Here is a 14,940-nt window from a genome sequence, read left to right on the forward strand (position 1 = left end):
AATTTCCCATTTTCCGTCTTCAACCCCATGCTCCCTACGCCGGTGTCATTAACGAACCTTCAAATCGGCGGACAATTCGGCAATCAATTTCGGCATCCAATCGTGCAGATCCCAAAATTTAAAGCCGGCGGCTGCCGCTTTGGCATGATCCATCATCCAATCTCCCGGAATGCCGAACGGAGACATGTGATCCGGTGCAGCCGATGGCTGGAGCGGAGCCGTCCTTCCAATTTCCTGCTGGATCAAGCCCATCATTTCCCGTACCGAAATCGTGCCGCTCGAACATGCATTAACCGGGCCTTCCAATTGGACTCGACCTGCCCACTCCAGAAATTCTGCCGCTTCCTCGGCATGCACAAACGAGATTTGCGCGTCGGGATCCGGCAAACCAATGGCTTCCCCGCTCGCAGCATGTTCAATATGGAAAAGCAGCCTTCGCGTGTAATCATCGGGTCCAAGCACAATCGGCAGCCGGACGGCGGTTACATTGAGGTTATGGCGACCGAACAATACCGCCTCCGCCTGGCGCTTGCCTTCCTTGTAGCTGTAGTCCCTGCTTTCATTCATCATGACCGGGTATCTGTAAGGATCAAAGTCTTCTTCCCTCACCGGATGATCCGCAAAATCATATACCGACAACGTGGAGGTCAGCACATATTGTCCGACACGTCCGGCAAATAAGTCCGCTGCTTGTCCCGCTTCTTCCGGCGTATAACATATATTATCATATACGATATCAAAATCCTGGCTCCCCACTGCCTGCTTTAAGCTCTCCGGATCTTTCCGATCCGCGGCAAGCCGCGAAACGGCACCCTCGAATGGATCCTGGTGTTGTCCGCGCGTCAAAATCGTAACGGCATCGCCGTTAGCCACCAGCCGGTTAACCAGCCTTTTGCCAAAAAAGCGGGTTCCGCCCAATACTAATATCTTTGCCATTTATAATTCCTCCCTACCAGGAAATAAGTATATCGTTAATAAAAACGATTCTTACTACACCCTTAACCATTCAAACAGGTTTCCTGTCCTTTTTTCTCCATCCGTATCGCAGACTCCTTCTTTTCTCCTATTTAATATTATGCAGCCGCCTGCCTCAGAATTTAAAAAACCGACCCAGCATTTAAGCTGCGTCGGTTTCAAGATCATGACTCGGATTTATATTGCATGATCCGCTCTCGGCACACCGAAATTCGGCGTACCGTCTTCATTCCACCGGATGATCTGTACGCGCGCATGGCGGTTCGGATCATACAGCGGATCACCCGCGATCTCCTTGTAACTTCGGGCATGGTAAACCAGGATGTCCACCAGGCCGTCCTCGGAGACCGTGAAGCTGTTGTGTCCCGGTCCGTATTGGCCATTGGCTTCCGATGTCGTAAATACGGGCAAGGGTGATTTCACCCAGGAGTCCGGATCCAGCAAATCGCTGTCCTCATCGGCCGTCAGCAGGCCCACTGCATAGTTATGGTCCGTGGCGCTTGCCGAATAGGTCATGAATATGCGACCGTTTCGCTTCAGGACGGCGGCTCCTTCATTCACCAGATAGCCGATCTTCTCCCAGTCATATTCGGGAACCGATATGCAAACCTGTTCCCCGGTCAGGGTCCAGGGATTTTCCATCAAGGAGATATATAGATTCGAGTTGCCCGGAATGGCCGGATCTTTCTGGGCCCATACATAATATCGTTGCCCCTTATGCTCGAACGTGGTTGCGTCCAGTGCAAAAGACTCCCACTTCGTGATCACTTGTCCCTTCTCCACCCATTCCCCTTCCAGCGGGTTCGCCGAAGCGTTCTCCAGCACGAACATGCGGTGATCAAACAACCCGTCCCTCGTTTCGGACGTATGGGCCGCTGCGTAATACACGTACCATTTGCCCTCGATGTGATGAAGCTCGGGCGCCCATATATTGGCGCTCATCAAACCCGAATCATGCTTGCGCCAAATCGTTATGCCTTCCGCATCCGCAAGCCCTCGGATCGTTTCCGAGCGTCTAAGCTCGATCCGGTCATATTCCGGCACGGAACCGGTAAAGTAATAAAAACCATCGCGATGTTTATAGATCCAGGGATCTGCCCTCTGCTCGATAAGGGGATTTTTTATATATAATTCAGTCATGGTGACGACTCCTATACCTTGTAGTTTGACTTCGTTAGCTTTCGGTTTACTTGCTCTTCATTTCCGTTCTTCAAAAAACTATCCTTTGATACCCGCGTTTAAGTTGATCGACTGCACAAAATATTTCTGGGCAAACAGGAACAACAGCAGCGTCGGAATGATGGCCAGGATCGCGGAACCCATCAATTGTCCGATCATGCGATAATTGCCGTAGATGTCCTGCAGCAACAGCAGTCCTGCCGTTACCGGCATTTTCTCCACGTCGGTATACACGATGACCGGCCAGAGGAAATCATTCCAGGAACCCGTGAATGAAAATAGGCCGCACACAATCAACACAGGCTTCATCAGAGGCAAAATGATAGAATAATAGATTCTAAAATCACCCGCGCCGTCCACGCGTGCCGATTCGTCCAGATCCTTGGGAACGCCCATCATGAATTGTCTGACCAAGAAAATGTTCCCCATGCCTGCCAAACCTGGAATAATCATCGCCCATGAGGTGTTTACCCACCCCAGCGCATCTATGATCTTGTAGGACGGAATCAGGTTCACGACTCCGGGAAAGAAGGAAATCCCCAGCAGAGTAAAGAACAAGGTGTCCCTTCCTTTAAAGTTCATGCGGGAATACCCGTAGCCGGTGATGGAAATGACCACGATGACCAGCAGCGTATGCATTGTTGCGATAAAGACGGAGTTCATCAACCAGCGCAGGATAGGGGCAGTCGACGTGTTTTGCAGGATCGTGACATAATTATCGAATATCCAGTTGTCGGGCAGCAGACTGAATCCGCTGGATACGACCTCTGCCTGGGACCGGAACGATGTGGTAATGCCAAAGATGACCGGAATCGCCCATAACACGCACAGCAGGATGAGAAATGTATAAGCCATATATTTGGACACGCTAATGTTGGTTGAAGCCTTCTTCGGACCGGAGCGGGCAAGCTTAGTATCCGCGTTCGCTTCATGTACTACCGGGTTCGACATTGCACAGTACACCTACCTTTTTTCGTTTCCGTCGTTAGCAAGCAGAACATGCCGCTAGGACGCGTTTCGGTTCATCACATAATATTGGAGGGCTGAAATGACCAGTATGACCAGTCCGAGCAGCACCGCCATCGCGGATGCCATGCCGGCAATGGATTCCCCGTGGCCGAAGGCCAGCTGGCGAATATACATCATCAATACCGTGGTGCTCTGTCTGGGTCCTCCGTCCGTCATCATTAATGGCTGACCGAATACGTTGAAAGCTCCGGCGGTCGTCATGACAAAGGTATAAATCAGCGGGAAACGAATGGAGGGCAGCGTAATGCTCGAAAATCTGCGGACGGGCCCCGCTCCGTCCATCTCGGCCGACTCGTACAAATCCTTGGATACTCCGCTGATGGAAGCCCGGTAGATGATCATGTTTCCCCCGACTCCGCCCCAAACCGTAATGACAATAATGATCAGCCAGGCATAAGGCTGGTTGGCGGCCCAGACCGTTTCGGAGCCGAAGACGTTGTTCGTGATCCCAAGCTGCTTGTTAAAAATCAATGACCAGATCAGTGCCGCTGCGGAGATCGAAATTAATCCGGGAATATAGAGAATGGATTGAATGACGTTTTTCATTTTCACTTTTTTGTGTTCGAGCGACACCGCGATCATTAACGGGATAACGATTAGTATCGGTACGCTCAAAACTACGAAGATCAACGTATTTTTTAATCCGTTCATAAATTGGGTATAGAACGTGGATTCCGCATCAAACAGAATCGTTTTATAGTTGGCCAGGCCGACCCACACCGGGTCATTGATCAGATTCCATTGCGTAAACGAAGCATAGATCCCGTATAGGGTCGGTAATAGAATAAACACGATGAATAGAATCAGATGGGGACCTACAAAGAAATAAGGTGTCAGCGACTTCTTTTTCATACCCTTTCATTTCTCCTTTGGAAAAGAAAAGCGTCATGAGGTTTGGACGCTTTTCTTTTTTTCAATCGGCTCTGTCTTCATTTACTTTGCCGCACTGTTGCCTTCTGCGATTTTATCCTCCACGAACTTCTGCATCGTCGCCAGGGTTTCGTCGATATCGACGTTGCCCCGCACAATATCCGCTGCATATGTATCTACAGCCTCGGCAACATATGGATAGTACTCGTAAGTGTAAATGTACAAGGATTCAATTTCTTTTTCATTGGACGTGAAGAAGGATTGAATATAGTTATTGTAGTCCGGACTCTCAATGACTTGTTTACTCGCTACGATCTGACCCGCTTTTGCCCACTCGATCGAGTGTTGGCGAATGAACTCCAGGAACTGGCCGATGGCCTGTTCTTTTTCATCCGTTCTCTTCTCGTTCTTCAGCATGGAGAACAGGTGGGAGGATGCTCGGTTTGTATATGTATCCGCACTCGTCGAATAAATGTTGGTTACGCCAAAGTCCAGGCCGTCAACCGCGGCATGGGCCGTGGAGCTCCATGTGCCGTCTGTGGAGAATAAAACGTTTCCAGCTTGGAACATCAGGTAGCCGTCTTCGCCAAATGGTGTCATTAAACCCGCATCGGCTACTTTCTTAATCTCTGTAAATGCCTGCTTCATGGCTTCCGTATTGACTGCAGGCTTGCCGTCTTGCTGGATGTCCCCGCCCAGATTCTGGATTTGAGCCAACACCACCCAGCCCAACAGCGCATCATTGACCACGTAATCGCCATCATCCAGCTTGCCTTGCAGCGACAACATTTCATCGATGGTCACGACATCGTCATCCAGGAAACTTTCAGCATTATATTTCTTGAGTAGATTTTTGTTGTAGTACATCGCGTTGCTATGGATATCAAGCGGAACCGTATATTGTGTGCCTTCCACGTTTCCGGTTGCCCAGGCCTGCGGCAGATAATTGTCCTCTTTCAACTCTGGCTGCGCTTGCATAACCGCCGTCATCGGCTCCAATACGCCTTGCTTAACGAAGCTTGGAACTCGGTCCGCATGGATGATGGAAAGATCGGGAACGCCTTTTCCGGAATTAAGAACGGTGGATATCTTTGTATACATGTCCGAAGTGATGACATGCTTCACTTTATACTCGGGATTGGTCGCATTGTAATCCTTAACGAGCTGGTCCATGTAAGCCCCGTCATCACCCGTTAATGGCGTCCAGAAGGTAATGGTGTTCTTGTCGCCGTTTCCGCATCCTCCCAGTACCGCTACCGCTAACAATGCAAGTATCAGTGAAACCCCCATTTTTTTCTTCAACAAACTCTCCTCCTATTACTAATCATTTGGTTAATCATTCACCGGCCAAAATCATGAAAACGATTAACTTTGGTTCAGTATACACTTGCTATGAAAGCGGTGTCAATAACTTATATGTAAATCTTAATTATAATTATTATATTTGATTAACATTTTTGTTAATTATATTGCGACAAAAATGTGAGTTTAAATGCCAAGATTTATATACAGGTTAATAATGCCTGTGTTATGATGCATATTAGTTAATAATTGAAAACTTGTTGAAAGAAGTGGTCATATGCAATTGGAAATAGACAAGTCATCGCTTGTGGTTTACGAGGCTTTGGCCAGCGAAGTTCGCATCAAGATTATTCAGCTGCTCTCCAAAAACAAAATGAACATCAAGGATTTGGCGCAGGAGCTTCAAATCAGCAGTCCGATCGTGACGAAGCATATTAAAAAACTCGAAGATGCCGGCATTATCCGGACGGAGAAGGTGCCGGGAAAATCGGGGCAGCAGAAAGTATCGATTCTGAAGGTGGATCACATTGAAATCAACTTCCCCAAAAAAATCTTCCATTCCTTTGCTTCTTATGAAGCTTCGGTGCCGATCGGGCATTACACCGACTATGACCTGAAGCCTACGTGCGGCCTTGCTACCGAGAAGGAGTTCATCGGACGGGTTGACGAGCCCAAGTATTTTATGGATCCCAAGCGCGTGGATGCGGAAATCCTGTGGTTTACCGAGGGGTTCATCCAATACAACATCGCCAACTTTCTGCAAAAGGATGAGAAGCTGCAGCAATTCGAAATCAGTTTGGAGATATCGTCCGAGTTTCCTTTTTCCAATGATGTGTGGCCATCGGACATTACGTTTTCCTTGAACGGAATGGAGCTCGGCACGTGGACGAGCCCAGGAGATTTTGCGGATACGCGGGGGAAATATACGCCTGAATGGTGGCCGCACAACATCAACCAATACGGCCTGCTGAAAACGATCCGGATTACCAGCCACGGCACGTATATCGATGGCGATCCTCTCTCAACCGTCTCCGTGGATGAGCTGGATTCGGCATGTGATCGCTGGACCTTTCGTATCGAAGTCAAGGAAGACGCGAAGCATGTTGGAGGCGCTACGTTATTCGGCAAGAAATTCGGAAACCATGCCCAGGATATCCAGTTCAAAATGTATTATCTGTGAGGAAATTGATGGTGCAGCACCGGAAGGAGATTACCGGATGGTAATGTAACCTTAGTAAAACAAAACAAACCAGCCGCTGATCCGGCTGGTTTGTTTTGCTGATGAATTCCGTCCTGAAACATAAAATCACTCCTTCACAGGTTACGATAGCCGCAACCAATAAAGGAGTGATTTCAATAAATCGCTCAAGTAGACATTTAGGTGTGCAACGTCCATATCCCTAAATCCCTTCCTCTTAGTCCTTACCCTTTCAAGAGACCTTATGCTCGATCCGAAGCTTGTCTGCCACCATGGCAATGAACTCGCTGTTGGTCGGCTTGGATTTGCTGATGTTAATGGTGTAGCCGAACAAGTGGCTGATGGAATCGATGTTACCGCGCGTCCAAGCCACTTCAATGGCATGCCGGATCGCCCGCTCCACTCGGGATGGCGTTGTTTTGAACTTCTCAGCGATGGCCGGATACAGCGTTTTGGTAATCGCGCCAAGAATTTCGATATTGTTGTATACCATGGTAATGGCTTCGCGCAGATATTGATATCCCTTAATATGAGCGGGAACGCCGATTTCATGGATAATGGAAGTGATATTCGCGTCCAAGTTCTTGCCCTTGCCCATAGGAACCACATTGGATTTCATGCTTGCAAACGGAGCACCGGAGGAAATGCTGCTCGGCGAACCCACGAGCTGTCGAATGCGGCTGGCGAGCACCTCCATGTCAAACGGCTTTAAAATATAATAGGAAGCACCCAACTGCACCGCGCGCTGCGTTATATTCTCTTGGCCGAACGCCGTGAGCATTATGACTTTCGGCTGCGGAGACAGATTCATATCGCGTAAACGCTCGAGTACCCCTAGCCCGTCCAAATGAGGCATAATAATATCAAGGATCAGTACGTCCGGTACTTTTCCGGATTCCTCAATCATGCTTAGTACTTCTTCGCCATTATAAGCGATTCCGGATACCACCATATCTTGTTGATCCGAAATGTATTCGCCGAGCAGGTTTGTAAATTCACGGTTGTCGTCTGCCAATAATACCTCAATCTTTTGCAATTCGTGCTCCTCCTTTATCAGATCAGTTGTTATTTTAGAACATTTTTCTGTTTATAAAGTTTTCGACATGCTTAATTAAATTCCTTCTGTCGAAAATTATTTTTCTTTATTTTTTTTTGAAGTTGATTTATAATTAAATATTTTGTTTCAAATTAATCTCTATTTCGTTCTTTTACGACAAAAAATCTCAAGGCATTTAACCTGCCTTAAGATTTTGAGGTGTTGATTCTGTAGATTGTAGTACGCCGGAATCTTGAAGCATCCACTCGATAAAGCACCCATATCCCGACTTAGGGTCGTTTACAAACACATGGGTTACCGCTCCAATCAGCTTGCCGTCCTGAACGATGGGACTGCCGCTCATGCCCTGCACGATTCCGCCGGTCTTCTTAAGCAGTCTCGGATCGGTAATGCGCAGCACCATTCCTTTGGTCGCTGGAGCGTCCTGTTTGGAGACGTGAACGATCTCCACCGTAAAGCGTTCGACTTCCTGGCCTTCAACGACGGTTAATATTTCAGCGGGACCTTCCTTCACCTCATGGGAAAAGGCAACGGGAATCGGCTCATGATACAGTCCGTGATCCGGAAGCTGATTCATTTTGCCGAAAATGCCGAAATGGGTATTGCGCTCGACATTGCCTAAGATTTTGCCGTCTTTGGTGAAGGTTGCCCTTTTTTCTCCGGGCTCGCCTTCTTCGCTACGGCTAATGGAGGTGACGTTGGATTGAACGATCTGGCCGCTTCCAACGTCAATGGGGGTCTGAGTATTCATGTCGGTGATGACATGACCGAGCGCTCCGTAGACCTTCTGGTGAGGCGCATAAAAGGTAAGCGTCCCTACGCCTGCTGCGGAATCACGGATATACAGGCCAAGGCGCCAGCTTTGATCCTCTTGGTCATAGGCGGGACTCAGCTTTGTTTTCATTACCTTGCCGTCCCGTTTAAAGGAAATGTCCAGCGGCCGATTCGCTTTACCGGCCTTCTCGACGATCTCGGCAACCTTCGTGACATCGTTAAGCGGCTTTCCATCCATCGTTGTAAGCAGGTCGCCAAGCTTTAGGCCGGCTGCTTCGCCGGGAGACACTTTGGCCCCGTTTTGAACCCGTACCAGATGATGTCCAACCACCAGTATACCGGAGGATTTCACCTTGACGCCGATGGTTTGGCCTCCCGGTATGACCTTAAGTTCCGGCATCACTTTGACATGGACAGTCTTCAGAGGAATTGTACCGAATAATTTCAGGGTTACTTCTGCGTTTCCACTTTGCTGGGGATTGAGCTGCAGCGGCTGTTTTAACGATACTTGAAGTTTCGATTCCCGGGAGCCGTTTAGCTGCAGGATATCCGGTCGATCAACTGAAGCGAGGGCTTGCACAGGCATGGCAACATCAAGTCGGGACTGCTGACCGGTAATCAATCTCAGCTCATCGGGCAATGAGGCAAAAGATTGGACAGGATCAGCAGTTCCAATGAAACAAAGAAGGAAAGCAAGAACGAAACCGAGCAGTTTTCTCCTGAGGTTGGGCTTCAATGGCTGTCACGCTCCCTTTTTCTTCTTTCGCTTGACGAAAAGGTGGTCGCCAATTGCGTACCTTTAAGTTACCCTGCCCTTATGGTTTTATAACTGTCAATCATTGACCCAAAGCCTTTCTGGAAGCCTTTTGCGCTGCCGCCAGATTGAGCATTTCTTGGGCATGATGAAGCGTCTTTTCGGTAATTTCGACTCCGCCAAGCATCCGGGCAAGCTCTTTTACACGCCCTTCTTCATTCAGGTTTTCTACTTGCGTCATCGTTCTGGAGGCTTCAAGCTTCTTCTCGATTAAATATTGATGATCGGCCATGCAAGCCACCTGCGGCAAATGCGTAATGGAGAATACTTGACAGGTTTTGGCCAGCAAAAACAGCTTCTCGGCAATCGATTGCGCGGCCCTTCCGCTGACACCCGTGTCGACTTCATCAAAGATTAAGACCGGTATTTGATCATGACGGGCAAATATGCTCTTCATCGCCAGCATAATTCTGGACATTTCTCCACCCGAAGCAATTTTGGCAAGCGGTCGGAGCGGCTCGCCCGGATTCGCGGAAATGAGGAATTCCGCCGTATCCATGCCTTGTCTCGTCAACCGGACTTTTTGGCCTTCATATTCGTAGCCGTTCGGATCCAGCTGCAATTCCAGGCGGACTTCCAGCGAGGTGCGTTCCATTTGAAGATCCTTCAGTTCTCCCTCGACTTGCCTAGCCAAGTCTTGCGCGCATTGTTTGCGGGCATGACTCAGCTCTTTCGCGCTTACGAGCAGCACGCTTAACAACTCGTCACGGCGCTGTTCCAACGCTTGAATAAATTCGTCCTTATTCTCCAGCATATCGGTTTCCTGCTGAATTCTCACGTAGTATTCCAGAATTTGCTCCACATTATCCCCATATTTTCGGCGCAATCCGGAGATCATATCTAGACGGAGCTCAATTTCATTGAGACGTTCGGGATTGAATTCGATGCCGTCACGATAATCCCTTAACTGAAAGACCGCATCCTCAAGCTGATAATAAGCGGATTGAAGCTGCTCGACAAGCGGCTTTAATCCCTTCTCGTCGTATCCGGATACATCCTCAAGTCTGGACAAAGCCCTGCTGACGGACTCAAGGCCCGATGATCCGTACAACAGGTCGTAGGCTCCCGCTACGGAATCCATCATCTTTTCGCTGTGGGAGAGTTTGGTTCTTTCTTCGGATAATGCCTCGTCTTCGCCGGTTTTCAGCCCGGCAGCCGCGATTTCCTCCAGCTGGAAACGGTACATATCCAGCATTTGATATGCTTTCTGGCTGGTTTCCTGCAGGTCCTTAAGCTCTTTCTCCACTTTGCTGAATTCGCCGTACAGCTCCTGGTATTTGCGCTTGGCAGGCCCTATGGTCTTATCTCCGTAAGTATCCAGGAGGCTCATATGCTGCTCTGAACGCAGCAGGCTTTGATGCTCATGCTGTCCATGGATATTAATCAGCTTTTCCCCAACTTCACGCAGCATGCTGAGGTTCAGCAGCTGTCCGTTAATACGCGACGTGCTTTTTCCTTGAGACGTCAGCTCTCTTCGAATTAGTAAGTGCTCTTCCGGATCCGCTTCAACCCCCAGCTTCTTGAGCGTACTCCATACCGGATGCTCCGCAGGCAGCTCAAACAGAGCCTCGATCTCCGCTTTGTCGCACCCGTACCGAATCAGCTCTGCCGAGCCGCGGCCGCCGGCAATTAAACCCAGCGCATCAATGATAATGGACTTACCGGCCCCGGTTTCCCCTGTCAGAACGTGAAATCCGGGATAAAAGTGTACATCCACGCTTTCTACGACAGCCAGGTTCCGAATGGATAGCGTGTTTAACATGTTTACCACCTCCGCTACTGCTAAAAAATGATCGATATGTCACCACACCTGATTAGGAAATGAAATTTTTGATTTGGGACACCACATGTTCACCGTCTACTTCCGTACGGCAAATCAGCAAGATCGTGTCATCCCCGCAGATGGTCCCCATGATCTGTGACCATTCCATGTTATCGAGCAGCACGGCAACCGAGTTGGCTGTTCCGGGCAAGCATTTCATGACCACAAGATTGCCGGTTCGGTCAATGTAAACAAAATTGTCGACAAGCGCTCTTTTGAGCTTCTGAACAGGGTTGTACCGCTGATCTGTCGGCATGGAGTATTTATATCGCCCATCATCTGTAGGCACTTTTATGAGCAGCAATTCTTTAATATCCCGTGATATCGTAGCCTGAGTAACCTGAAAGCCTTCCGCGCGCAATGCGTCCACAAGCTCATCCTGCGTTTCAATGTCCTGGTGGGTAATGATATCCCTGATTTTAATATGGCGTTGTCCCTTCATAAAGAGCCTCCTGAGTATTAACTGTTGTATTCATCATGACCAATCCATTCTTCGTCCGTCCAATCCATGCTTAAACGGTTAATTGTCCCCTCATTCACGTCGATGTAGAGGAGGCCCGCACACTCGGGATACAGCAGCAAAAACGGCATCAACCGATCGCGAATGCCAGAGCCTGTCCAATCCACCGGCATTCGTTCCCGCGCCAGCTTCACCATGTACAGTTCGCCGCTGTCGTCGGATGCAACGTAATCTATAAACAACCGACTTAAGATGGGCTTATGTCCCGTTTCAAACGACAAGTTTATTTTTACTTTACCCCCAACCACATCATATCCTTCTTGTTGAAGCATCCCAATGACTGGGTGATCTGGAATGTGCTCATTGATCGGGATGCCCGGCAGCCGGTCCGGTGATGGTGACATCAGCCAACGATTCAGCCTATAGCCGATAAGCAAGGCAATGACGACACCAAGCAATATCATTAATAACCAATCATAACGCTCATTCATCCTCTCACCTCGAATTTTGTATTCGCGGATGAGAACATAAATTCCTCTTTTTCAGCAAAAGAAACCCATCATTTCGATGAGTTTCCTGTGAATGTATGAGCCGCTTGCGTGACGACGGTGTCAATCCATTGACTCAATGGGACAGAAGTTTGTCCATCTTCCTGAGTCGGTTCTTCCGAGCTTTCAGATACCTCCGGCTCTAATCGCCAGTGGGCCAGGAATTCAATATTTCCTTCCCCTCCCGTTATCGGAGAGAACGTAAGGTTTTTCAGCTTGAATCCAAGGCCGTCCGCAAAAGTCAGCACCTGCGTTAAAACGTCCTTATGGACCTTCGGATCCCGAACCACCCCGGATTTACCGACCTTCTCCCGCCCCGCCTCGAATTGAGGTTTGATCAGGGCGGCTACATCTCCCGGTTTACCCAGCAGCATCTTCAGAGGCGGCAGTATAATGCGAAGTGATATAAACGAAACATCGATGCTGGCAAAATCAGGCGGAGGACCGTTCAGGTCCTCCGGCGTCATATAGCGAAAATTCGTTCGCTCCATGACGCATACGCGTTCATCGTTACGCAGCGACCAATCCAGCTGGTTATAACCCACGTCGATCGCGTACACATAACTGGCCCCATGCTGGAGCGCGCAATCCGTAAAACCGCCTGTCGATGATCCGATATCCAGCATCGTGCGTCCCTTCATGTCGAGGCCGAACGTACGAATCGCTTTCTCCAGCTTTAGTCCGCCTCGGCTGACATAAGGATGAACCGAGCCCTTGACCTTCAGTTCGGACGTCCTCGGAATTTTCATGCCGGCTTTCTCGATCCGTTCGGTTCCGGCATAGACCAGACCCGCCATAATCGCGGCTTTTGCTTTTTCGCGACTCTCATAATAACCCTGCTCCACGAGCAGGACATCAATTCGTTCCTTCTGAGATGAATCCATAGTATACTCCCGATCGTTACTAAGACATAAAACTTCTTTTGCCGAGTACGGCGGTCCGGGCATTCTTCAGGCTCCGGATTTCCTGGCAAACCCCTTCCAGCGTGAGACCCACTTCCTCCCGCTGCTGCGGAATGCTTCCATGCTCGATGAACCGGTCTTCGATCCCCATCAAGGATACGACGGCATCATGGATTCCCTGCTCTGCAAAATATTCCAGAACCGCGCTCCCCAAACTGCCTGCTTGCGAGGTTTCCTCCAGAACCAGCATCGACGTTCCCGTCTTCGCCAAATTCCCCAGCATGTCTCCGTCAAGCGGTTTAAGGAAACGGGCATTCACGACTTCTACCGCAATGCCTTCCCGCTTGAGCTGCTCCGCCGCTTCTTCGGCCAGCTGAACCATCGGACCCGAAGCCAGGATGGCATACCCTTCGCCGGGACGGACGACTTCCCAGGTTCCGATTGGAATGGGCACCAGCTCAGTGTCCATCGGAACGCCGCGCACATTGTTCCGAGGGTAACGGTAAGCAATCGGTCCTTCATTATAATCAAGCGCCGTCTTCATCATGTGACGAAGCTCATTCTCGTCTTTTGGCATCATGATGACGATATTCGGGATATGACGCATGAAGGCCACATCGTATACCCCTTGATGCGTTTCGCCGTCTGCACCGACAAAGCCGGCACGGTCAATCGCAAACATCACGTTGGCGTTATGGCGGCAAATATCATGCACGATTTGGTCGTACGCACGCTGCATGAACGTGGAATAGACCGCGAACACGGGTTTCATGCCTTCCATGGCCAGAGCCGCGCACAGCGTTGCCGCATGCTGCTCGGCAATCCCGACATCGATCATGCGGTCCGGGAATTTCTTGCTGAACGGGATCAGGCCCGAGCCGCCCGGCATCGCCGGCGTAACGGCAACGATGCGTTTATCCTGTTCCCCCAGCTCTACCAAAGTCTGTCCGAACACTTCCGTGTACATCGGATTGCCTACTGCCTTAAGCACTTGGCCGGATTCAATCTTATAAGGAGTGATTCCGTGCCATTTATGCGAATCCGATTCGGCAGGACGGTATCCCTTGCCCTTGGTTGTTACGGCGTGGATCAGCACGGGACCATCCACATTGTCCGCCTGTTTCAAAGTATCGATCAGTTTGTTCAGATCATGTCCGTCCACAGGCCCGAGGTACGTAAAACCAAGTTCCTCGAATAAAACACCCGGAACCATCATATATTTAAGGCTGTCCTTCATCTTCTCTGCCGTCTTCGCGAGTTTGCCGCCGATGGCTGGGATTTTCTTCAAGACCATTTCCACTTCGTCTTTGGCACGAAGATAAAAACGGTCCGAACGGATCTTGCTTAAGTAGTTATGCATGGCACCGACATTCGGTGCGATCGACATTTCATTGTCATTCAGGATGACCATGAGCTTCTTCTGCTCGTGGCCGATATGGTTTAGTGCTTCAAACGCCATGCCGCCTGTAAGGGCCCCATCCCCGATCATGGCGATAACCCGATTGTCTTCGCCTTTCAGATCCCGGGCCATGGCCATGCCCATTGCGGCAGACAGCGAGGTGCTGCTGTGACCGGCTTCCCATACATCATGCTCGCTCTCGGAACGCTTGACGAAGCCGCACAAGCCTTTGTATTTGCGGAGCGTATCGAATTTATCCATCCGTCCGGTCAAGATCTTGTGTACATAGGCTTGATGGCCCACATCGAAAATCATCTTGTCACGAGGGCTGTCAAAGCAAAAGTGCAAGGCCAGCGTGAGTTCAACCACTCCCAGATTCGGTGCAAGATGGCCACCGGTAACGGACAGCTTTTCGATTAGAAAATGACGGATTTGCCCCGCTAAATCCTCGAGTTCGTCCACCGATAGATTTTTAAGTTGTTCTGGTTGTTTGATATTTGGAAGAAGCACGAAGAATCTCCCCGCTTTCCTTGATTAAGTTAAGTTTACGTTACTAAGCCGATAGAAATTCAGCCATTAACAGACATTATATCACAAAAAAACCGTTTGCA

General features: G+C 49.5%; 13 protein-coding genes. 1 reads left to right on the plus strand and 12 read right to left on the minus strand.

What is annotated here, in order from left to right:
* Nucleotides 1-48 precede the first annotated feature (48 nt).
* The 5 genes from BMX45_RS18555 to BMX45_RS18575 all read right to left on the minus strand — a co-directional run bounded on the left by BMX45_RS18555 (nucleotide 49) and on the right by BMX45_RS18575 (nucleotide 5,358).
* Entirely contained in the window at nucleotides 49-936 is an 888-nt protein-coding gene (locus tag BMX45_RS18555) for an NAD-dependent epimerase/dehydratase family protein (RefSeq protein WP_090910961.1), read from the minus strand.
* Between the two features lie 216 nt (nucleotides 937-1,152).
* A complete protein-coding gene (locus BMX45_RS18560; protein ID WP_090910962.1) occupies nucleotides 1,153-2,115 on the minus strand; it encodes a glycoside hydrolase family 43 protein in 963 nt (320 codons plus the stop codon).
* 78 nt (nucleotides 2,116-2,193) lie between these two features.
* The gene (locus BMX45_RS18565; RefSeq protein WP_090910963.1) at nucleotides 2,194-3,105 is read right to left on the minus strand and encodes a carbohydrate ABC transporter permease; all 912 of its coding nucleotides are present in this window, start codon (nucleotides 3,103-3,105) and stop codon (nucleotides 2,194-2,196) included.
* Between the two features lie 54 nt (nucleotides 3,106-3,159).
* Complete coding sequence (locus tag BMX45_RS18570; protein ID WP_009591261.1) at nucleotides 3,160-4,035, minus strand: carbohydrate ABC transporter permease; 876 nt, start codon at nucleotides 4,033-4,035, stop codon at nucleotides 3,160-3,162.
* Nucleotides 4,036-4,116: 81 nt separating this feature from the next.
* Nucleotides 4,117-5,358 (minus strand): extracellular solute-binding protein, encoded by a 1,242-nt coding sequence (locus BMX45_RS18575; RefSeq protein WP_090910964.1) that lies wholly within the window; start codon nucleotides 5,356-5,358, stop codon nucleotides 4,117-4,119.
* Nucleotides 5,359-5,632: 274 nt separating this feature from the next.
* Between BMX45_RS18575 and BMX45_RS18580 the strand changes: the two genes are divergently transcribed.
* Nucleotides 5,633-6,535, plus strand: a complete 903-nt coding sequence (locus BMX45_RS18580) for an ArsR/SmtB family transcription factor (protein WP_090910965.1) — start codon at nucleotides 5,633-5,635, stop codon at nucleotides 6,533-6,535.
* A 250-nt stretch (nucleotides 6,536-6,785) separates the two neighbouring features.
* Here BMX45_RS18580 and spo0A read toward each other — a convergent pair whose 3' ends face one another.
* The 7 genes from spo0A to dxs all read right to left on the minus strand — a co-directional run bounded on the left by spo0A (nucleotide 6,786) and on the right by dxs (nucleotide 14,839).
* Entirely contained in the window at nucleotides 6,786-7,589 is an 804-nt protein-coding gene (spo0A, locus tag BMX45_RS18585; RefSeq protein WP_090910966.1) for a sporulation transcription factor Spo0A, read from the minus strand.
* 196 nt (nucleotides 7,590-7,785) lie between these two features.
* Nucleotides 7,786-9,120, minus strand: coding sequence for a SpoIVB peptidase (spoIVB, locus tag BMX45_RS18590; protein ID WP_090910967.1), 1,335 nt, complete (start codon nucleotides 9,118-9,120; stop codon nucleotides 7,786-7,788).
* 100 nt (nucleotides 9,121-9,220) lie between these two features.
* Nucleotides 9,221-10,960 carry a DNA repair protein RecN gene (gene recN / locus BMX45_RS18595; RefSeq protein WP_015734463.1) on the minus strand — a complete coding sequence of 580 codons (1,740 nt, stop codon included), beginning with the start codon at nucleotides 10,958-10,960 and terminating at the stop codon, nucleotides 9,221-9,223.
* A 52-nt stretch (nucleotides 10,961-11,012) separates the two neighbouring features.
* On the minus strand, nucleotides 11,013-11,462 hold the full coding sequence (argR, locus tag BMX45_RS18600) for a transcriptional regulator AhrC/ArgR (RefSeq protein ID WP_009591236.1): 450 nt from the start codon (nucleotides 11,460-11,462) through the stop codon (nucleotides 11,013-11,015).
* 17 nt (nucleotides 11,463-11,479) lie between these two features.
* On the minus strand, nucleotides 11,480-11,971 hold the full coding sequence (locus BMX45_RS18605) for a hypothetical protein (protein ID WP_090910968.1): 492 nt from the start codon (nucleotides 11,969-11,971) through the stop codon (nucleotides 11,480-11,482).
* Between the two features lie 68 nt (nucleotides 11,972-12,039).
* Complete coding sequence (locus BMX45_RS18610; RefSeq protein ID WP_090910969.1) at nucleotides 12,040-12,912, minus strand: TlyA family RNA methyltransferase; 873 nt, start codon at nucleotides 12,910-12,912, stop codon at nucleotides 12,040-12,042.
* Between the two features lie 19 nt (nucleotides 12,913-12,931).
* A complete protein-coding gene (dxs, locus tag BMX45_RS18615; protein ID WP_090910970.1) occupies nucleotides 12,932-14,839 on the minus strand; it encodes a 1-deoxy-D-xylulose-5-phosphate synthase in 1,908 nt (635 codons plus the stop codon).
* Nucleotides 14,840-14,940: the final 101 nt, after the last annotated feature.

It is taken from the genome of Paenibacillus sp. cl141a, from assembly GCF_900109305.1.
Classification (GTDB): domain Bacteria; phylum Bacillota; class Bacilli; order Paenibacillales; family Paenibacillaceae; genus Paenibacillus_AQ; species Paenibacillus_AQ lautus_A.